This is a genomic window from Mucilaginibacter sp. dw_454 (assembly GCF_018449775.1).
In the GTDB taxonomy this organism is placed as follows: Bacteria; Bacteroidota; Bacteroidia; order Sphingobacteriales; family Sphingobacteriaceae; genus Mucilaginibacter.
Genome location: NZ_JAAVVB010000002.1, coordinates 660,168 through 680,475 on the forward strand (window position 1 = coordinate 660,168; position 20,308 = coordinate 680,475).

The following is a 20,308-nucleotide window of genomic DNA, read 5'->3' on the forward strand; positions in this document are numbered from 1 at the left end:
CAATATAAAATTTTTATAGCGGCCGCCTTATGTATCGGTGTTATGAGCTGTAAAAAATCTGTACAAGGCTATTTGAGTAGCCAGATAAGATATACGGACAGCCCCATCCAGATTCAAAGTGGGTTTGTGGTGCAAACCAATCCTGTAAACAGCGATGGTTCAAGTGCCCCTGTTACCTATGAATTACTGGACATCAGGAATGCTACAACACACAAACATGCAGATTCTCTGTATATGAATCAGGATCGCTACATCTTTGTTTCTCTGTTTAACGCTAATGTGGATACCACTGTAGCCTTGTTGAACACGCATCGCAAATTAATTAGCGCCCCATGTTTTGATTTTAACAGTCACACCGGTGCGTTTACATTTTATAATACTACAGCTAACGTGCCATTAGGCACTTATGAATTTGATATTAAAGCCACTAATCAAAATGGCTCAAAAATTTATAAGAACATAGGTACCTTCACCATAAGTCAAGGGTTGCCTTATGTACTTCAAACGGGCGGTAGTGCATGGTTCACTGATAATACAACTGACAATGGCGATACCGGTAATCCTGTTGTAGATATTCAGCAGTTATCAACTACAGGTACACAGGCTATTTTAAAACTGGTTGATAAACATGGTGTGGCATTTGATCCGCTTAAAGGTGAGATTATTGCGCGTGGCGATCGGAGTAATTTCGAAACCTATGCTAAATTCCATCCTTTGGTTGCTTCTGATACATCGTTAACCTGTAACTTCGAAGTAACGCCTTTCCCTTTTCAACCTGATCCGACATATGGTTATTTAATATATTACCGTATTCCGAGCCAGTTTGTTAAGTACGATGCTGGTGTTACACCAACTCCTGCCCAAATATATAGCGCAAATCCAAGGTTTGCTTTCCAGCTATTGGCACAAGGCACTTACCTGATAACGGTTCACGTACCGTATGTAACGCGCGTTCCTTGATCCGAATGGGACGATTGTAGCTAAAAACTTGAGAGAAGACGACTTGCAAAAAAAATATTTGCCGGTTTGCCGGATAAACAGTTAAATAGCAGTACCTGCAGCAGTCAGGAGTTTCAATTAAAAAGCCGTAGTTCTGTAAGAACTACGGCTTTTTAATTGATTGTTTTGGTGACTTTTTAGATAACTCATCACTTCTGCTTTCAAGATAATGGTATCATCGTATTGCTGTACTGCTTGCAAGAACAGGCTCACCTTCCCATAAATTAGTGGCTGTGGTATCCATATTGGGGGCCTTTGGGTTTTGGGCGATAGCCAAATCGTAATTGCCAAATTTGCCGTTATTTAAAAAGCCCAATAACCGTAATGTCCCTTTTTGCCCGTTTAGCGTATAACGTTTTTCATACTCGATGGTTTGGGTATTTGCTTTGCCAATTTTGGCATCCCAAACCGATTCATTCGGCATGGTGGTGACCATCGTGAAAGCGAACCGCAAGGTCCATGTAGGCTGACCTAATTGTGATGGAGCTTTGTGTTTCGGTAAGCGGGCTTAAACTGTTTTGGCTACTATAAGGGGCATTAAATCCCGGTTTATATTGGGTAATAATGGTTTGCTGAAGGAAAACTAAAACAGTTTGAGTTTGGTTCAAACTTATGGTTAATTTTTTACTTGAAATGCTGTTAAAGGTGGGTTGTAAAGCAGTTTAGACGCGGTTCAAATCTCATCAACCCATATAAAAATTGAACGAGACTGTCGGATTTTATACAAGCGATTATGTAAGTAATTACTTACGATTTAAAAAAATAAACGGGAATGTGGTTCTAACACATTCCCGTCTGGTGGAGCCGGAGGCTCTATTTTAAAGACTTTTTCCCAGCGAAAAAGTGCGTTTTTAACGTTTAAATGAGGTTTTTTGAACCAGCTCCAAAAGTGATAGCCTCGATGGTAGCCTTTCAGATCAATTCAATTTTACCGGATCTTATAGAACGATTTGTAATGCAATTTACAAATCGTTCTACAGCTTTAAAAGTAAATCCGCAGAAAATTATTCCTATAAATCATTCCGCAGATAATATGGATCAGAACCTTATTTTCAAAGATGAAGACAAGAGTAAATAAGATTTAAGTTCACCGCCAGGTTATAAAAAATATATTAATATAAAAGACTGTGCATCAGACATTGGTAAGAAAAGACTTGGTAACGGATAAACTTAACCAGTTCACCTATTCCAGGAAGCAATATATTCCCCGATGTTTTCTGCAATAACTGTTAAGTCTGTTTTTATGACCGGCACCTGGGGAGCAAATTGAGGAGCATGAATGTTCCGTTGCAAATCCTTGATGTTTGTAATATAGATAGATGCATCATCATCATAAAGCGTTGGGTCCTCCGAGACTATGTAAATATCCTCTGGATTTTCATCAGTCATCGGGTTTGAAATTTTGCAGATTTGTCCTTCCCGTGTAGGTATGATTATTGTTTGATCCATACTCAAATTTAAGCAATTTTAATAAATGGATTTGACGACTATAAGTGACAATTACAAATAATTTAATGGATTTTTTTTTAAAAATATGCTGCTCATTCCTCGGAAAAGCGGTATATTTAAAGGTCACCAACGAAACTCAGCAATGATAACTATAATTAAAAATCTTGAAGATGTAAAGTTATTTACCAGGCAGTTAGTATCGGAGGGGACTAACTTTCACCCGGATGATGACTTTAATAATTATGTCAATTTAGAAACAGGGGAACCAAGCTATACTTTGGAGGAAGCTGAAATCAGAAATCAATTATTGTATCAGTGTTTTAAGGTATGTGAAGATTCAGGAGAGGATATTTACGATTTGGCACAGGAAATATTTTTAATTGAAACAGGCCTGGATAAATTCATCCCGCTGCCGTCTCAGGATTATAACGAAGAATAATCAGGCGTTGCCTTCGATGTCCGGACAATGGCAGATGTTCACTCAAAAGAAACCAGGAGCTATAATATGTCGCGTATCCGCGGCAAAAATACGAAGCCGGAAATCCTGGTCAGAAAATTTCTCTTTTCGAAAGGATTCCGCTACCGGCTGCATGACAAAAAGCTACCCGGCAAGCCGGATATTATCCTCCCTAAATATAAAGCAGTCATATTTATCAATGGCTGCTTCTGGCATGGACACCAGGACTGTAAATATTTTACGGTACCAAAATCCCACACCGAATGGTGGCTGAATAAAATCAGCCGGAATCAGGAAAATGACCTGATAAGCAACAGTCTGTTGTCGGCGAAAAATTACCGGGTGATAACCGTCTGGGAGTGTCAGTTAAAAAAAAATCTGATGGAAGAAACATTACAGAATTTAATTGCTACATTGCATTCAGCCTGAAACCTTATTCTCCTTCCCGGCTATGATTTTTTTTCGTTAATTTTCCAAAAAAACGGAAAGGTCTTTTTATGCTTAAAACGAGCAGAATAAAGGTTTTTTAATGAAAAGGAATATACATGCAGCTCAAAATTGATCGGTTCAGGAATGGAAATGCTTTACGGGTACTTGATTTATTTTCAGGCTGCGGCGGTTTGTCACTGGGTTTTAAAAAGGCAGGCTTCGAAATCATAGGGAATGTCGAGCTTGATCAGGAAGCTGCACGGTCGCACGCACTGAACTTCCACAAAGGCCATAAATTATTTGAACAGTACGCCAAATCACGGAATATTGAGAACACATCGCCCGCTGACCTGTTCCGTGACCTCGAAATAACGGGGCCCATCGATCAGCAGATTGATGTTATTATCGGCGGTCCGCCGTGCCAGGCCTTCACCCGCATAGGCAGGGCCAAACTCAGGGAGATCAATGCTGATGCCGAAGCTTTTCTTAATGATTCCCGCAGCCAGTTGTATAAAAGATACCTGGAATATGTACGCGAGTTGCGGCCGATGGCCATCCTGATGGAGAACGTACCGGATATGCTCAACTATGGCGGAGCCAATATTGCAGAATTTGTCTGCCATGACCTGGAACAATATGGTTATCACTGTAAATATACATTGCTTAATACTGCCTTTTTCGGTCTGCCGCAGATGCGGGAGCGAATGTTCCTGATCGCTGTACACAATACTTTTCAGGGTGAAATTACTTTTCCCGAACCCACCCGGTATATCGAACTGCCTAGGGGGTACAACGGCTCCCGGAACGTAGCCTTGAAACATATTGACCTGAACAATCCGGGGCATTTTGAAAATCTGCAGCTTAATGCGGGCCTGCCTGCGCCGGTAAGTGCACAGGGCGCACTTTCTGACCTGCCGGTGATCACACAGCATCTGACCGGGAAAATGAAAAGGGGAATTAAAAAGCTGAATACCGATAGTGCCTATTCACTGGCTGAACCGGCAAATGAATATCAGCGTTTGATGCGCAACTGGCCCGGCTACACCGCAGGGACAGGTGTTACCGCCAGCGTGACCAGGATATTACCAAGGGACTATCAGATATTCCGGATTATGGAACCGGGGGATCAGTATCCCCAGGCCATTGAAAGGGCTGAAGCACTGCTGGCAGCAAAGCTGCTCGAAATGAATATCACCGCTGAAAGTGACCCTGAAACCTATAAACAGATCAGAAAGAGTATCATACCCCCCTATGATGCCGGAAAGTTTCCAAATAAATGGCGTAAAATGGAAAGTGATCAGCCATCCCGGACACTGATGGCGCATCTGGGAAAGGACTGTTATTCTCATATTCATTATGACAGTGACCAAGCAAGAACGATTACGGTGCGTGAAGCAGCGCGGCTGCAGTCATTTCCTGACGGCTTTGAATTTTCAGGGGCCATGAATGCCGCCTTCCGCCAGATCGGAAATGCAGTACCGCCGCTGATGGCTGAAAAACTTGCCGACAAAATAATAAACCTTATCAGAACCGGAATACCATGTCAGATGCCGAACTACCAGATGATGTAGGCGCAGAAATTGTTGCTCCACAGCCCGCTGCGTTGATCGAAACGTTCCGGGCAATCGGCTACAATCTGCCCAGCGCGATTGCTGATATTGTTGATAACAGTATAGCAGCAGGTGCTGGTAATGTCTGGATCGATTTCAGCTGGGCTGAAGAAAACTCATCGGTTACAATAAGGGATGACGGTCAGGGAATGACAGAAAAACAGCTTATCGAGGCTTTGCGACCTGGTACATCAAATCCCCTTCAAGAGCGCGGACGGAATGATCTGGGGCGTTTCGGACTTGGACTTAAAACCGCCTCATTTTCACAATGCCGCCGTTTAAATGTTATCACCAAATCGCGGCAGGAAGGGATTATTAATTTCCGGGGATGGGATCTTGATTACGTTGAGAAAAATGATGTATGGCGCATTTTCCGATATTGCAATGATGAGGAATTACTTGGAACACTGAACAAACAGACGTCCGGAACGGTTGTTGTCTGGACTATTATAGACCGGATCATATTCAATCAGCATAAACATATTATAACACCAGCAAAATTCTGGGATATTGTAAAGGACGTGGAAGAACATCTGGCGGTTATTTTTCATCGTTTTATCGAAAAAAAGTCATTGGCAATATGGCTTAACAATCGCCAGATAACTGCAATTAATCCGTTCATGCCCGATCATCCGGCTACCCAGATTTTCCCTGATGAAACATTTGAAAATGGTCTGGTGACAATACAGGGATTTGTTTTGCCGCATGCAGGCAAACTGTCTTCGGAAAGATGGTCAGCAAACGGAGGCAGTAAAGGCTGGACAGCACAACAGGGATTTTATGTATATCGTAAAGACCGGATTCTGGTAGCAGGTGACTGGCTTGGTGTATTCAGGAAAGATGAGCACACCCGGCTTGCCAGGATTATGATCGAGATTGATGCAACCCTGGATTTCAGCTGGCAACTTGACATCCGTAAATCCCGGGCCATTCCTCCACGGATGTTTCAGCAGCATCTGAAGCGGTACGGAGCGGAAATCCGTAAACGTGCCACAGAAGTTTTCAGACACAGGGGAAAGCAGCAGAAACAGAAAACTTCCCGCAACGATTTCGAATTTGCCTGGATCGTGTCGGAGGACAATGGCAGGGAAACGTTTACGATTAACCGGCAACATCCCCTGGTAAAAGCGCTTTACGAGCATTCCGGTGAAATAAGGAAAAGTACCGATGATTTGCTTAAACTGCTGGAGATCACGCTTCCGGTTCCGTCACTGATACTGAATGAAACGCTAAAGGGAGAATACTCTTCCGGCAGTATGCCTGCCGTTAAGGAAAGTGAAGTTGTCCGGCTGATGCAGGCGGTTTACCAGAAGCTCCGGGCTAATGGCACGACCCACGACAAAGCATTGGAGGACTTGTACTTTATTGATCCTTTCAGTAATTACCCTCACTTAATTGAACAGATCAGATGATTAAACCTTTACCTATCAGCTTATTGGAAGACGGGCACAGTACAGGGTTATCTGTAAGAACCGGAGGTTTTTACAGCGAAACAGCTTCCGTTTGCCTTAATCTGCACGGTCATCCAGTAAAAGTCAATTTCCCTGTGTCCGGCGCTCTTGCCTTTGATTATGAACTGGAAAGTATTTCTGTCGATCAAATGGCTGTCGACAGCTCAGGTGATGTTGAAGAAGCGACACAGTTCGGAGCAATGGGTCTAGCCATACTGATCATAAATGACCAGACCGGCTGGAAAGTCAAACGATCATGGAAAGGAACAACGTTTGATTTCTGGGTAGGTGAAGAAGATGATACCCTGGTTTTTCAAAAGCGTGCAAGACTTGAAGTCAGCGGTGATTTTAAAGGAACAGATACGGAGATTGCTGCCCGGCTTAAACAAAAGATGGAGCAAACGAAGCCAAGCGATCATTTAAAAATCCCTGCTTATGGTATTGTAGTCGAATTCAGTAACCCCAAATCAATGACCGGCAAAAGATGAAAGAGATTATTCAAAAAGTAAATTCCTGGCATGAGGATGCAATGGATCTTGCCGAAATGGCATTCTTTGCCAAACGGAGAAACGAAATATTCAGTTATCTGAAATACATTCAGCGCGCCTTGAATTACGAAAAGGCTGCTGCAAAACTGTTACGTGAAAATTATACTGCTGAGCCGACGAGATCGGTAATCTATCTGGGGGCAATCCATTTTGCTATCAATTCGGATACCTATGACGAGGCTGCTGAACTGATTGAGGAAGCGTTTGAAGGGAACCCGCCGGAAGAACTTAAAGCGGAGCTGGAAGTACTCCGTAAAGAGCTGATCACCCGCGATGAGATCAAAAAATCGGTGAGTAATCTGACCGTTTCCCATCTGGAGAAAAGAGGAAGTAATGCTGATGAAGAAATGTTTCAGCGCGCCTGGAACGGTGCTTTGGCCTGGGCCGAAGTGATTTACGGAAAAGAAACACTTGATCAGTTACTGAACCGTATTATCCTGCAGGCAACATTGGAAAGCAGAAATCTGATCACTAATCCGAATTATCAGGTATTCGCCAGCCCACAGCCCTTCAAAAAATGGGTAGGCGACAGAAAAGAGCCCTGGACATTCTGGGACGGTTATAAGAATTATCTTTTCAGTGGAGGTATCGCCAGTAATACCATTGCGCAGATTAACCGCGTTACCGACGATATCCTCAACCGCATCGGTGACCCGACCAGAGCAGGACAATGGCAGACGCGGGGCATGGTTGTCGGCGATGTCCAGTCAGGCAAGACAAGCAACTACATAGGACTGATCAATAAAGCGGCCGATGCGGGCTTCCGGATCATTATCGTGATGACAGGCCTTTACGAAAATTTAAGGCAGCAGACACAGATCAGGCTCGACGAAGGCTTTATAGGGGCACACTCTAATATAGAGGAAAACGGAACCGGCAAAATCGGTGTCGGATTGTTTCGCCAGGAAATGCCGGTACACCCCTTGACCAGGACAGGTGAGAACGGTGACATCAGAGCAGCAAACGTTCGGAATAATCCGCTCGACACAAAAGATCATTATGTAATGGCCATCAAAAAGAATCCCGTGGTTCTTAAATATCTGCTTACCTGGTTACACTCAAGGGGCGAGGTGGATGGTGATTATCGCATTATCCGTAATATTCCATTGCTGATTATTGATGATGAGGCAGATTACGCTTCCATCAATGTTGATAAAAGCTATGTTTCAAAAATCAACGCATCGATACGTTCGTTACTTGGCCTGTTTGAACAAAGCGCTTTTATTGGTTATACAGCTACGCCGTTTGCTAATGTCTTCATATCCGATCATAACAAAACCCAAGGTAAGGATGTGGTTATCAATAAAAGAAAATACAGGCTCGGCAAGGATCTGTTTCCCGAGAGTTTTGTAATCCAGATACCACCGCCTGCAAATTACATCGGCTACAATAAGGTTTTTAATGTTAATCCGGCGATGCCGGACGACGAAGGCCTCGATATGATTACTTATATCAAAAAAGAGGATTACCAGCCATATATTCCCGACAAGCATAAGCTGGGCGATAAATTGCCGGAAGACATACCACAGAGCCTGAAAGATGCCGTAGATTATTTTATCATTGTCTGTGCGGTCAGATATGCACGAAATCAGGATAAGAGCCATAGTTCAATGCTGGTGCATGTGTCATGGTATGTGAAATGGATAAACCATATAGCAGAAATTGTTGATTCCTATCTTACCACATCGAAGAATGTGCTGAAATATGATCAGAGCGGCGATTATGAGCTGCATCTTAAATCGGTATGGGAAAACGAGCTGAAGGGCCGTACAGATTTCATCTTATCTAAACTTGAATACGATGATGCCGGTCTGACAGAGCTTGGCTGGGAAGAAATTCAGATTCATCTTGCAGATGCTTCTCAGAGAATTGTGGTAAGAGCTGTTCACGGCAAAAAAGATAAAGAACATGAGGAGCTGACGCAACCGCTCGACTACGATAAACATCCGGAAGGTTTGTTCGTCATAGCTGTCGGCGGAAATAAACTTTCCCGTGGACTTACACTGGAGGGCTTATCCGTCAGTTATTTTTTGCGGGCCACGAGGTTTTACGATACCTTAATGCAGATGGGACGGTGGTTTGGTTACCGGCCAGGGTACGCCGATTTATGTCGTGTTTTTACCACTGAACAATTGGTTGGCTGGTATCATTATATCGGTAACGCCAGTGAGGAACTGAAAGAACAGTTCGATATTATGGATCTTTCAGACCGGACGCCGGATAACTTTGGCCTGAAAGTAAGAACCGCACCCGGCATGCTGATGATTTCATCTGCAGCCAAAATCAGGGGAGCCACGGATTTAAGTCTCAGCCTTTCCGGACAACTGCTGGAAACTTACCGTATCAGTAAAAACAAGGACATTCTTCAGCTTAACCTGAACGCACTGAGCAATTTAATAGCTAAGCTTGGTGCTACCTCCGGTAAGGTAAGGCAGTCGCAGCAATATATCTGGGAGAATGTCAGATACCCGCTGATTGATGAATTTCTTGGCGACTATCAGACCCAGCAGCTGAATATTCAGTCTAACATTGTAAGAGGTTATATTACGAGGCAACAAAAAAGCGGGACGTTGACAAACTGGACGGTGGTTCTGATCAGCAGTTCAGACGCGCTACCGGATGAATATATGGATATAGATGATTTGCCCGTCGGTTATACCAGTCGTCTGGAAGTTGACGAAGACCGGCAGGGTAACAAAATCGATGATGATAAGGTGTATGTCATCAGGAATTCGCATATCATCAGCCCGCCTCACGAATTTCTTGATATGGAACCGACCGATCCCCGTTTTATTGCAGCTAAGGACGAAACGATCCGGACAAGTGAAGCCAAAACCCCGCCTAAAGTACCTTCAGGGAAATTTGTAAGGAAATATCGTGGACATGAAAATGCCCTACTGATTCTGTATTTGTTGAACCCCAAAAAGTTTAAACACGATTCAGCACTCCCCGCCGCCGGATACGCGATCAGCCTGCCTGCAATCACAGGGGATAAAGGATTTCCATACAAAGTCAATAAACAGTTCCTGGCAGACCTTTTTGATTATCCGAAAGAGGCAGAAGAACATTATACACTAAAAACAGAACTGGTGTAAAGAAATGGCACAAACGGATTTTGAATTGCAGAATTATCTCAGTCTGATCGCTCAGGAAGTGAACGATCAGTTGGAAGAAAATGACGGGGCAGGATTCCGGGAAGAGGCATTTACACAACTGGTTGCCGATTATCTTACAGAAGCACAGGAAACAGGTAATTTTCAGATATGTACGAGTATACATCTGAATAAAGCGGGCAAACGTCAGCGTAAAATCAATGGTTATTCGTTATGGGACGATCAGGAAACACTCGACCTGTTTATTACAGACTTCAATGGTGACGGACAAATCCGTATCATCGAAAAAAACAGACTTACAGTTGCATTTAATCTGCTTGGTAATTATCTCAGGTATCTGAATAAAGGTGATTTTTCTCAACTCGAAGATTCTGCCGCAGGAACTGAATTTGTAAGTAACATGCAGGAATTCGCAGGGAATCTTCAAAGAATACGTTTAATTTTTTTGACGGATGGTATAGTCAATCAGCTTACTCCACCCGTGCATTCCGGTCATTCTGCCGAGCCGCTGGTTATTCACGAAGTATGGGATATTCAACGGTTGTATCAGTTATGGGTATCAAGCGGTAAACGGGAACTGACCGAAATTAATATTCCGGATCAGTTTGGTCATAAAATAGAATGTCTGACAGTCGATCAGGTCAATGACCAATACACAGCATACCTGGCAATAATACCGGCTGACCTTCTGGCCGGGCTTTATGATGTTTACGGTACGCGCCTGCTGGAACAGAATGTGCGCGTCTACCTGCAGAATCTCGGCAAAGTGAACCGCGAAATCAGGAAAACCATTCTGAACAATCCGGGCATGTTTATGGCTTACAACAACGGTATTTCGGCCACTGCAACAGAAATCAGTTTCAGCACGGATGAAACGGGAAAAAGGTTTATAACAACCGTAAAGGGATTGCAGATTGTTAACGGCGGACAAACGACGTCTTCCATTTATTATGCCCGGAAAAAAGATCGTGCGGACCTGCGCAGTATACATATTCAGATGAAAATCACCCAGGTTCATAACGAAACCAAAACAGATCAGATTGTAGCTCAGATATCGAAATTTGCAAATAGTCAGAACAAGGTAAGTGAGATCGACCTTACTTCAAACCAGCCCTTCCAGATAGCGCTGGAGGAGCTTTCAAGAACCACATGGACGAGGCCGTTGAAACCCGGCGACAGGCAGACACGTTGGTTTTATGAACGGGTTAAAGGTCAGTATAAAGAGGAATTAAATAAAGAGCATACCAAGCAGCGTATCGCACAATTCAAACTAAAGAATCCTTCCAACCACGTAATCCGGAAAGAAGAACTTGCGAAGTTCCGCAACTGCTGGAAAATGTTGCCTTATTGGGTGGCTCGCGGAAGTCAGAAAAATTACCTGTTTTTTGTTTCGGCAGAAAATGATTCGACACCGGACCGTCAGTATTACAAAAACGTGGTAGCCAATGCTATTCTTTACAGGGAGGCAGAAGATATTTACGGTAAAAAACCAAATTCAATGGGGGATTTAAGATACCTGGCTGTGCCTTACTCAATGGCCTGGTTGAATCATCAGACCGATGGCCGTCTGGATCTGGCGAAAATATGGGAAGATCAGGCAATCTCCCCGGCTTTGAACAAACTTATCGGAAATGTATTACGGAAGGTCAATAATTTTTTACAGCAAAAACCTGATGAATTCGCTTTGATAAGTGAATGGGCAAAGCGGGAAGAGTGCTGGAAAACGCTGTCCTCAATAGGTCCTGAAGAAATGGGTATAGATCTTGGACAAATTGCAGATGATCTGAAAAACGCCGATCTGCCCGGATTGTCAGTAACAGCAGCAACCGGTACGCTCAGCGGCCTTTCCATACATGATTGGGAAAAAATAGCGGCTGAAGGACAGCAAAACCGTCGCTTTGATCTGTTTCAGCTTAACATTATCCGCAATGTGATCCGGCGACTGAAACTTGGACAGCCGTTCACTGAAAGGCTCAATGAGCAGGCAGCCACATTACTGAAAAATTATCAGGACGGAACAGTTGACCTCTGACTCTTTTCCAGAAAAACCTTCCAGCGTATTTCCAGTGCACCAGTTGAGGGCCTGCAACCGGAATTATTAAGGTCAAGGGTTACCCCGTTGAACTTCGAATATTCCGTGTTCATTAACTCGCGGCTGAGTACGACTTTCAGATCGGACGGACATATACCAAGTAAATCAGCATCATACAATGCGTGGAGGTCACGTCTGAGTAACAGTCCGTTTTCGCAATGGTTATCTTCATCACCGCGATAACAGCAGATATGACTCGCCTCCAGTGCAGTGGCAACTGTACAATCCGTCAGCATACATTTTATGCCGTAGTATCCGAACAGATCGCTCCTGAATTTACTTTGATCGGGCCGGTAATATGACCTGCCGGTGCGGAAAGCCCGTTCGTCTTTTTCTGAAGGTTTATAAGGGTCCGTAGTCATATACGGCCTCAGAACAACTCCTGCCGGTGAGCCCAGCTGGCGCAGCAGATCGGGAAATAGTTCCTCCAGGAATGACGGCATCGCACGCTGAATGGAATAATACCGGTTCCGGTTCATATAATACTTATTAAGCAATTGAACACTTGTCTTTTCAGGCAAATTGATAAAGCTGGTACTGTAATCGGCGCGGTATTCGCGAATAGGTGTTATTTCTTCATTCAGCGTTTCAAACTCATGTCCTTTTCTGCATTTGTATTTCGGCGTTTTTGTCTTTCGTGCTGAATGTTCCTTGATCCCGCATACCGGACAGCTGTACCGTTTTTTCTCCAGGCCTTCGGTTACAGCTATATGATCAACAACCGCAAAGCCATGCAGATATTTCTTATCTGCGATAAGTACGTAATCACCCTCTTTCAGTTTGTTATGATTCGGGACAAAATTGTCATAGATGTAATAAGCGTCCGGCTTGTCGTCGTAACCGTCATTTCCGCCGAAACTGCTTTTTTCTCCCTTTGACTTCAGTATCCAGAGATGTTTGGGCATAATTTAAATTGGTGTTTAAAATAAAGTTAAGATAAAATAAATAAATCGCAGAATTATAATAATGACGGCTTGTTGTCTTATTAAACTTTAATATAATTTACATAATCCGACCTCCCATAACATCGGACATTTCCGACCCCTCACCTCCTGATCTTTGCCTTCATAAAAAATACAACAAGATGAGTGCAACAGATAAAAAACAAAAACTCGGCGGCCACACCCAGCTATTCGGAGAGCAATTAGTCACCCTCAAAGACCTCCACGATTTTAAAAACGAGCTGCTTTTAGAAGTCAAAAAATCCCTCAAAGAAAACACCGGGCAGCCTACCAAAAAATGGCTCAAGACCAACGAGGTCTGCAAAATCCTGGGCGTTTCGATCACCACGCTTCTAACACTCCGTATCAATGGCGTTTTACCCTATTCCAAAATAGGCGGCTGCCTGTACTTCGACTACGAGGATATTTTAAAAGTGATGGATGAAAATAAACAGCTTCATGGGAAAACAACTAAAACCCGCAAATTCTACCGGCTTGGGTAAGCAGGTGCCGCCGGATCGCAGCCACGTTCTTATATTTTTTAACCAAGCCGGTTTCGCGGAAACTGACGCGTATCGCTTTTTAAAGCGCTATGAAAACAACGGCTGGACAGGCATAAAAGGCAACCCCATCCGTAACTGGAAAACCAAAGCCAATGAATGGATATGGGAACTGAAGCTGTTAAATCCGCACTTGCGGTTTAAATAGATCACAACGTAACGAAAGAGGATCCGAGGGCACTGAGGAACGTCCACAAGGACGCAAAACGCCGCGACAGCGCGTTTAGCGAGATGTATTTTTGATTACATCAAAAAGAATCTCGCCCTGAAGGGACGATAGGATAAGGGTTTTCCCAAGGCTCCGAAGTCGCCTTTTAATGGACTATAAAAGAAACCAATGGGCAGGAAGCAAGCACCAAATGCGGATGAGAATTTAACTGAGATTATTATGCTTAGGGTTTCCAAAGCCACATTTGACAGGCTGGAAAATATCAGGTCGAACAGCGATTGCCGGACTATTCCGGAAGTTGTAAGAAGAATTATTGATAAAGATAAAATAATCTTTTTTCATAAAGATGCCACCATGGACGCACCCATGGAAATCCTGATCGGCCTACAAAAAGAGCTCCGTGCCATTGGGATTAACATTAACCAAATTACCCGGAATTTTAACAGCATGGCCGGTGAACGGCAGCGCTGGTATCAGATCAAAAGGGCTGCCCAATATTACAACCAGGTGGATACTAAAGTAAGCCTGCTGTTATCACTTATCTCTCAACTGGCAAAAAAATGGTTGCAAAAATAATTACCGGTAAAACGATACGCGGAATCGTCAATTATAACGAAAACAAAGTGAAGCAGGGCCATGCGCAATGCATCGCTGCCGGTAATTATGGTGTTGAAGAAAATGACCTAAGCTTTTATCAAAAGCTTAACCGACTGGAGCATTTACAGGAAAAGAACAGCCGGGTGAAAACCAACGCAGTACATATCTCCCTCAACTTCGACCCGTCCGAAAAATTGACCAAAACACAACTTTCCGAGGTCGGAGCCAGTTACATGGAAAAAATAGGATTTGGTGATCAGCCATACCTTATTTACCAGCACTTAGACGCCGGGCATCCCCATATACATATCGTTACGACCAACGTCCAAACAAACGGTCAGGCGATCAGCCTGCACAATATTGGCCGGGAGCGTTCCGAACCCGCAAGAAAGGAATTGGAGCTGGAATATGGTTTAGTACAAGCCGAGAGCCGTTCACAAAAGCAGCAACAACAAACACTAAAGCCTTTTTCCATAGAAAAACTACAATACGGGCAAACCGAAACCAAACGGGCCATCACTAATATTGTCAATACCATCATAAAACAGTACAATTTTACCTCATTGCCGGAGCTGAACGCTGTGCTCAAACAATACAACGTAATGGCGGATCGTGGTGCCGAAGATACCCGGATGTTTCAAAAGAACGGATTGTTATATAGCGCCACCGACGATCAAGGCAATAAGCTGGGTGTCGCTATTAAGGCCAGCGCCATTTACAATAAACCTACTTTGAAAAACCTGGAACAGCGATTTCAAAAAAACGGGCAAAGTCGCAAGCTATACAGCGAAATGCTCAAAGAACGTATTGACAACGTATTATCTAACCACCCCAGGTTCAGCCGGAACGACCTGGATTATTTACTGAAAAAAGAAAACATCAAATTGCTATACCGTGAGAATAAGGACGGCCTTATCTACGGTATCACTTTTATCGACCAGTTCAGGAAGTCGGTTTTTAACGGCAGTGATTTAGGCAAGAACTATGCTGCCAAAGCCTTGACGGCTCGCATGATGAAAGAAGATCAATACCAGCACGAGGAATTCAAACAAAGGCAGAAACAGGGTGAGGGCCAGCCGGTACAGCAATCAACTAAAACTAATTATAACCGCCCGTTATCTATTGATCGTCACGAACCATTACGGCAAACTAATAACATCTTAAGCGACCTGCTGCAAACCCGCAGGCTGGACGATCATCTACCGGGCCAATTAAAGAAAAAGCGTAAACGCAAAAGGAAACAAGGGCAACAACAAAGAAATTATTGATCTATGCAAACAGGAGAGAACGAACACGGCTTGCGCCGCATCATTGATTTTACAAGGCTGTTAAGCCTGGTGATCATGACCATTCATTTTTATATCACTTGTTATGCCGCTTTTGAGGCCTGGCACTTAACGGTACCCATCGTGATCCGCATCACTGGTAATTTTGCCCGTATGCCCGTATTTCAAAATATGATGGACGCCAAAGCGGCAGCTTTATTTCTATTGGCGGTTTCCCTCATCGGATGCCGGGGGAGAAAAGAAGAAAAGATCAGGTTGAAAACGGCCGTCTCTTATATCTCCATCGGTTTGTTATTATTCTGGGGAAGCCAGCTTTTATTGTTACTGCAAGTAGCTGTTTTAATAAAAGCGATTGTTTATATGGGTATAACGGGATCAGGTTACCTGCTGATTTTAACAGGCGGAACATTAATCTCCCGTTTATTGCGTTTAAAATTCAAACAGGACATTTTTAATAAGAGCAACGAAACATTCCCGCAGGAAGAAAAACTGTTAGAAAACGAATATTCGGTAAACTTGCCGGCACAATACCAGTTAAAAGGCAGGACCCGTAAAAGTTGGATCAATATTATTAATCCATTTAGGGGCTTGACGGTATTGGGCAGCCCTGGTGCCGGTAAATCGTACTTTGTCATCAGGCATATCATTACGCAACATATCCGTAAAGGGTTCAGCATGTTCATTTATGATTTTAAATACCCGGATTTAACAAAGATCGCCTATAATACCTTAATCAATAGTCTAGATGCCTACCCGGTAACACCGCAATTTTATGTCATTAATTTTGATGACCTGTCCCGTTCGCACCGCTGTAACCCTTTGGAGCCCGGCACAATGGAAGATATTTCGGATGCAATGGAGGCGGCACGTACCATCATGATGGGTTTGAACCGCGAATGGATCCGCAAGCAGGGTGATTTTTTTGTGGAATCGCCGATCATGTATGTAACAGCAATAATCTGGTATCTGAAGAAATATAAAGATGGCAAATATTGCACCTTGCCGCATGTCGTAGAACTCATGCAGGTAGAATATGCCAAACTGTTTGCAGTGCTCAAACAGCAACGGGAAATTGATGCGCTCATTAATCCTTTTATATCGGCTTTTGAAAATGATGCCATGGACCAGTTAGAAGGCCAGATCTCAGGTGCGGGTATTGCCATGGCCAAACTTTCCTCGCCACAATTATACTACGTTCTTTCCGGAAATGATTTTACGCTTGACCTGAATAACCCCGAGCAGCCAAAACTGATCAGCCTGGGTAACAATCCTCAAAAACAACAGGTATATGGTGCGGTGCTATCTTTATATATTACCAAAATGATCAAACTGGTCAATAAACCGGGCCGGTTAAAATCCAGTCTGATCTTTGATGAATTTCCGACGATCTATTTCAATGGTATAGATACGCTGATGGCGACAGCACGCTCCAATAAAGTAGCTACCACTTTGGCGGTGCAGGATTACAGCCAGTTAAGGCGGGATTACGGGAAGGAGCAGGCCGATGTGGTGATGAATATATCCGGAAATGTCATCAGCGGGCAGGTATCCGGTGACACGGCTAAAGCCTTATCGGAAAGCTTTGGCAAGATCATGCAGGACAGGCAAAGTACTTCAGTTAACAGCAGCGATACTTCAGTAAGTTATTCCGGTCAGCTGGATGCGGCCATTCCTGTATCGACGATCGCTTCCTTATCATCGGGCGAATTTGTAGGGATTGTAGCTGATGATCCGGAACAAAGGATCAAATTAAAAGCATTTCACGCTGAGATCATCAACGATCATGAGGCAATACGCCAGGAAGAAAGCCACTATAAACAGTTACCCGCATTGCGAACTATAACGCAGGCATTGGTGATGAATAATTATTTAAAGATCAAAATGGATATAGAGGAACTGATCCTGGACGAACTGAATTGATCTGGTCCTGTTGCACTACAAAAGGCTGTAAAGATTGAATGCGCTATAAAAGAATAAATTACTGAAAGGCAAATCATCGGTGACTTTTTGGAGCAGATCTATTTTTTGAGCCTTGATATGCTGATCTCCTATATGTTCCAATAAACTGATGAAAAAGGGGCGGTCAGCTGTTGCCAATACATAAATGGCTTTTGAGAAGGCTTTCTTAATGTCATGGTGCTGCGCCAGGTCATTATAGAACAGCGATGAAAAAACGTAAGCCAGTATATCCATGAGTGGCCATTGAGGCGCAATTATCATGGCTTTTTGATTTTGCATCAGGATAGTTATAAATCCGGTTATTTCATGTGTGGTCTGGATATTGAACAGGTTTCCATTGATCGTATCAGCTGCATTGCAGGAATTCATCAGATAAAGCCGATGCCTGGCCGTATGGAAATTTTTAAGGGTCAGCAGGGAAAAGGCGTCGGATGATAAACGGGCATAGTAGGGGTCTTTATAATTTGATATAGGCGTGCCGTGAGTGATGAAATGTACTGCATCTGCCGGGTTGATCCGCTCCATTCCATCCTGGATGTCTTTATCCTCAGTTACCTCAAGTATGAAAGTATCTTTAAACAGGTTTTTCACAACTGCAGCTTCTTCACTAAATAACGGTAGCTCATCTTTTTCGTTGATCAGGACAACGAATTTTTCAAATGTTCCTGTCGTCAGTTGTAAAGGATACATGACAGGACATTGTGCAATACTGAAATCGCCAGAGGCCGTCCTTTCCATTATTCCGGCATTTAACAAGCACGACGGCGCTAACGGCAAGAACGCATCTAAAAGACCAGGGAAGATGTATATACCATTTTTGTCCCGGATGTTAAGCTCTGACCAGGTGGGTGTCAGAATTTCATCGATGTAGGCCGTAGCATCTAAAAATACCTCTTTAAAACTTGCCCTGCTACCTCCCCGTCTATATTCCTGCAGTGCTTTTGGATAGCTCCTGATATCATACCATTCAATAACGTTCCGGGCCTGCCGTTCACTATTAAGAGAATAAAGGGTAAAACCAGACCTTGTCAAAAATACGAATATAAGGATGTGACCCGTATTTAACTTATTCACCGCCACTTGTTGTAATTCTTCCAGTCCATTAAAGCTGAAGGGGGGCGTGATCTGATACCTTTGGGTCAATTCGTCTGTTAGCAGCGCAAGATCCTGCCAGGGGATCTTACTCGTAGCAAGTTCCTCATCGGAAAAGATGTTTTCGATCTGGCTGGCATACTCAAAAGGGTCATCGTATTTTTCTTTGAAATTACTGATCACCATCCCGCTATGATCATGCAAGCGTTCTATGATATGATTTAACCGTCTCTTGTCAGCATCGGAGACCTCAGATCGGTCATTCATATAACTTACCCAGCTAAGGATAGTCAGCCAGTCACTTTGTGAATTCTTTTTGAGGTAGATAAGTATGGGCAAAAGATCAACAACTTTGACCCGGAGGAATATTCCATCCGTTACTTCCAGTATCCTGCTATAATATTTTGTCCGGATGCCGCGTCGGAAATGTGGCCTGATAGTAAATCTCATCGTTACCTCGATCCGGCCGACTGCACTTTTTACATAGCTCAGCGCAACATTTGCTTCATCATTTTTAGCTAATATAAGCGCATAACAGATCTCATAATCGATCAGCATTTCGCATAAATAGAGATCAAGATCTTTTTCGATCTCCGTGGATATATCACCTGCCAGCATTTGCAATGACCTGAATGTGACTAACGCTTCATCCCATTTTTCCAGGTCTTTCTGACAAATGCCAATATGATAGCCTATTCTTAATTTCTGGTGCTGATCGGTAGTTACAGTTTTCGCAAGTTCCGTAAATATCCCAAGCGCCTTTTCTGTATGACGTAGCCTCATATTCAATGTGGCATAATTAAAACGCTGATGTTCGGGAATGATCTCATCGGCCTCCCTCAATGCTTCAAAAGCCTTATCATATACTTCGAGCGCATATTCATTATCATTCTCTTCAACGCAAACTCCGGCAAGCGCCAGCATCACCTCGATATGGAGGTCAGGCCTGTCCGCGTCAACTACCATCCTTTCCGCATCATCCAGCATCCGGTAGGCGGATTGAAAGGCTCCTTGCCTTGAAAATACGTTCACAGCATGGAAAATGAATTTCAACGTTTCCGGAATTTCATTTATAGCACGGTAATAATCAATGATCGCCTTGTCTATCAATAAAAGACTATCCTCACCTATGACCTCTATATCTACAGTTGTCCATGTATTCTGGCAGATCATATGACCGCTACCATAAGCGACAGGCTCCTGAGCACAAAAATGAAGCGCCCTGTTTAAGTTCTTTATGAGCGTTGCCGGTTCTAACTTGTATAAATTCGACAGAATGACAAAATGCCAAACCAAACCTACACGAGAGGGGTCATCAGAAGTCGCGAACAGGTCCATTATAATTGTACTAAGCTGCGCTGACAGTGCGGCCTCCCTTTCAGGCAGATCTTCTAAATAGCCGATCAACGCTTCGAATCTGTCATCGGGTAAGCCATTTTCCAGCTGCCGCTCTATAAAGGAACGGAAAGCGTCAACTCCATTGCAGATAGAAAATTCAAGCTGTTGTAAAAAATCAATATCTTCCATATGATAACAGATTCAATTTAGTATCATAA

17 protein-coding genes are annotated in these 20,308 nt (G+C 43.5%); 13 read left to right on the forward strand and 4 right to left on the reverse strand.

Annotated elements, in window-relative coordinates; genetic code table 11:
- Positions 1–42 precede the first annotated feature (42 nt).
- A complete protein-coding gene (locus tag HB679_RS10010; RefSeq protein ID WP_255547571.1) occupies positions 43–960 on the forward strand; it encodes a DUF5007 domain-containing protein in 918 nt (305 codons plus the stop codon).
- Between the two features lie 214 nt (positions 961–1,174).
- Here HB679_RS10010 and HB679_RS10015 read toward each other — a convergent pair whose 3' ends face one another.
- The gene (locus tag HB679_RS10015; RefSeq protein WP_214071823.1) at positions 1,175–1,423 is read right to left on the reverse strand and encodes a hypothetical protein; all 249 of its coding nucleotides are present in this window, start codon (positions 1,421–1,423) and stop codon (positions 1,175–1,177) included.
- A 755-nt stretch (positions 1,424–2,178) separates the two neighbouring features.
- On the reverse strand, positions 2,179–2,448 hold the full coding sequence (locus HB679_RS10020; protein WP_214071824.1) for a hypothetical protein: 270 nt from the start codon (positions 2,446–2,448) through the stop codon (positions 2,179–2,181).
- 142 nt (positions 2,449–2,590) lie between these two features.
- Here HB679_RS10020 and HB679_RS10025 point away from each other — a divergent pair, with 142 nt between their 5' ends.
- The 7 genes from HB679_RS10025 (at position 2,591) to HB679_RS10055 (ending at position 12,088) form a co-directional block, all read left to right on the forward strand.
- Positions 2,591–2,887 (forward strand): hypothetical protein, encoded by a 297-nt coding sequence (locus HB679_RS10025; RefSeq protein ID WP_214071825.1) that lies wholly within the window; start codon positions 2,591–2,593, stop codon positions 2,885–2,887.
- A gap of 27 nt (positions 2,888–2,914) precedes the next feature.
- Entirely contained in the window at positions 2,915–3,334 is a 420-nt protein-coding gene (locus HB679_RS10030) for a very short patch repair endonuclease (RefSeq protein ID WP_214071826.1), read from the forward strand.
- A 116-nt stretch (positions 3,335–3,450) separates the two neighbouring features.
- Positions 3,451–4,905 (forward strand): DNA cytosine methyltransferase, encoded by a 1,455-nt coding sequence (locus HB679_RS10035; RefSeq protein WP_214071827.1) that lies wholly within the window; start codon positions 3,451–3,453, stop codon positions 4,903–4,905.
- On the forward strand, positions 4,875–6,356 hold the full coding sequence (locus HB679_RS10040) for an ATP-binding protein (protein ID WP_214071828.1): 1,482 nt from the start codon (positions 4,875–4,877) through the stop codon (positions 6,354–6,356). Before HB679_RS10035 ends, HB679_RS10040 begins: the two co-directional genes overlap by 31 nt.
- Positions 6,353–6,883 (forward strand): hypothetical protein, encoded by a 531-nt coding sequence (locus tag HB679_RS10045; protein ID WP_214071829.1) that lies wholly within the window; start codon positions 6,353–6,355, stop codon positions 6,881–6,883. The genes HB679_RS10040 and HB679_RS10045 overlap by 4 nt, the downstream gene beginning before the upstream one ends.
- Positions 6,880–10,038, forward strand: coding sequence for a Z1 domain-containing protein (locus HB679_RS10050; protein ID WP_214071830.1), 3,159 nt, complete (start codon positions 6,880–6,882; stop codon positions 10,036–10,038). The genes HB679_RS10045 and HB679_RS10050 overlap by 4 nt, the downstream gene beginning before the upstream one ends.
- A 4-nt stretch (positions 10,039–10,042) precedes the next feature.
- Positions 10,043–12,088, forward strand: a complete 2,046-nt coding sequence (locus tag HB679_RS10055) for an AIPR family protein (protein ID WP_214071831.1) — start codon at positions 10,043–10,045, stop codon at positions 12,086–12,088.
- Here the strand turns inward: HB679_RS10055 and HB679_RS10060 are convergent.
- Complete coding sequence (locus tag HB679_RS10060) at positions 12,064–13,053, reverse strand: HNH endonuclease signature motif containing protein (protein WP_214071832.1); 990 nt, start codon at positions 13,051–13,053, stop codon at positions 12,064–12,066. The two genes, HB679_RS10055 and HB679_RS10060, sit on opposite strands and share 25 nt — an antisense overlap.
- 179 nt (positions 13,054–13,232) lie before the next feature.
- On the opposite strand from HB679_RS10060, the gene HB679_RS10065 reads away from it, so the two are divergent.
- The 5 genes from HB679_RS10065 to mobC (HB679_RS10085) all read left to right on the forward strand — a co-directional run bounded on the left by HB679_RS10065 (position 13,233) and on the right by mobC (HB679_RS10085) (position 17,621).
- Entirely contained in the window at positions 13,233–13,592 is a 360-nt protein-coding gene (locus HB679_RS10065) for a helix-turn-helix domain-containing protein (protein ID WP_214071833.1), read from the forward strand.
- Entirely contained in the window at positions 13,549–13,797 is a 249-nt protein-coding gene (locus HB679_RS10070; RefSeq protein WP_214071834.1) for a hypothetical protein, read from the forward strand. The genes HB679_RS10065 and HB679_RS10070 overlap by 44 nt, the downstream gene beginning before the upstream one ends.
- Positions 13,798–13,986: 189 nt before the next feature.
- Positions 13,987–14,394 (forward strand): plasmid mobilization relaxosome protein MobC, encoded by a 408-nt coding sequence (mobC, locus tag HB679_RS10075; protein WP_214071835.1) that lies wholly within the window; start codon positions 13,987–13,989, stop codon positions 14,392–14,394.
- Entirely contained in the window at positions 14,379–15,683 is a 1,305-nt protein-coding gene (locus HB679_RS10080) for a relaxase/mobilization nuclease domain-containing protein (RefSeq protein ID WP_214071836.1), read from the forward strand. Before mobC (HB679_RS10075) ends, HB679_RS10080 begins: the two co-directional genes overlap by 16 nt.
- A 3-nt stretch (positions 15,684–15,686) precedes the next feature.
- Positions 15,687–17,621, forward strand: a complete 1,935-nt coding sequence (mobC, locus tag HB679_RS10085; protein WP_214071837.1) for a conjugal transfer protein MobC — start codon at positions 15,687–15,689, stop codon at positions 17,619–17,621.
- Between the two features lie 15 nt (positions 17,622–17,636).
- On the opposite strand, the gene HB679_RS10090 is transcribed toward mobC (HB679_RS10085), so the two are convergent.
- Positions 17,637–20,279 (reverse strand): CHAT domain-containing protein, encoded by a 2,643-nt coding sequence (locus HB679_RS10090; RefSeq protein WP_214071838.1) that lies wholly within the window; start codon positions 20,277–20,279, stop codon positions 17,637–17,639.
- Positions 20,280–20,308 lie beyond the last annotated feature (29 nt).

What these genes read in the sequence shown, in the direction of transcription:
- HB679_RS10010 (WP_255547571.1), top strand. Translation starts at nt 43, where the DNA reads ATGAGCTGTAAAAAATCTGTACAAGGCTATTTGAGTAGCCAGATAAGA.
- HB679_RS10015 (WP_214071823.1), bottom strand. Translation starts at nt 1,423, where the DNA reads ATGCCGAATGAATCGGTTTGGGATGCCAAAATTGGCAAAGCAAATACC.
- HB679_RS10020 (WP_214071824.1), bottom strand. Translation starts at nt 2,448, where the DNA reads ATGGATCAAACAATAATCATACCTACACGGGAAGGACAAATCTGCAAA.
- HB679_RS10025 (WP_214071825.1), top strand. Translation starts at nt 2,591, where the DNA reads ATGATAACTATAATTAAAAATCTTGAAGATGTAAAGTTATTTACCAGG.
- HB679_RS10030 (WP_214071826.1), top strand. Translation starts at nt 2,915, where the DNA reads ATGGCAGATGTTCACTCAAAAGAAACCAGGAGCTATAATATGTCGCGT.
- HB679_RS10035 (WP_214071827.1), top strand. Translation starts at nt 3,451, where the DNA reads ATGCAGCTCAAAATTGATCGGTTCAGGAATGGAAATGCTTTACGGGTA.
- HB679_RS10040 (WP_214071828.1), top strand. Translation starts at nt 4,875, where the DNA reads ATGTCAGATGCCGAACTACCAGATGATGTAGGCGCAGAAATTGTTGCT.
- HB679_RS10045 (WP_214071829.1), top strand. Translation starts at nt 6,353, where the DNA reads ATGATTAAACCTTTACCTATCAGCTTATTGGAAGACGGGCACAGTACA.
- HB679_RS10050 (WP_214071830.1), top strand. Translation starts at nt 6,880, where the DNA reads ATGAAAGAGATTATTCAAAAAGTAAATTCCTGGCATGAGGATGCAATG.
- HB679_RS10055 (WP_214071831.1), top strand. Translation starts at nt 10,043, where the DNA reads ATGGCACAAACGGATTTTGAATTGCAGAATTATCTCAGTCTGATCGCT.
- HB679_RS10060 (WP_214071832.1), bottom strand. Translation starts at nt 13,053, where the DNA reads ATGCCCAAACATCTCTGGATACTGAAGTCAAAGGGAGAAAAAAGCAGT.
- HB679_RS10065 (WP_214071833.1), top strand. Translation starts at nt 13,233, where the DNA reads ATGAGTGCAACAGATAAAAAACAAAAACTCGGCGGCCACACCCAGCTA.
- HB679_RS10070 (WP_214071834.1), top strand. Translation starts at nt 13,549, where the DNA reads ATGGGAAAACAACTAAAACCCGCAAATTCTACCGGCTTGGGTAAGCAG.
- mobC (WP_214071835.1), top strand. Translation starts at nt 13,987, where the DNA reads ATGGGCAGGAAGCAAGCACCAAATGCGGATGAGAATTTAACTGAGATT.
- HB679_RS10080 (WP_214071836.1), top strand. Translation starts at nt 14,379, where the DNA reads ATGGTTGCAAAAATAATTACCGGTAAAACGATACGCGGAATCGTCAAT.
- mobC (WP_214071837.1), top strand. Translation starts at nt 15,687, where the DNA reads ATGCAAACAGGAGAGAACGAACACGGCTTGCGCCGCATCATTGATTTT.
- HB679_RS10090 (WP_214071838.1), bottom strand. Translation starts at nt 20,279, where the DNA reads ATGGAAGATATTGATTTTTTACAACAGCTTGAATTTTCTATCTGCAAT.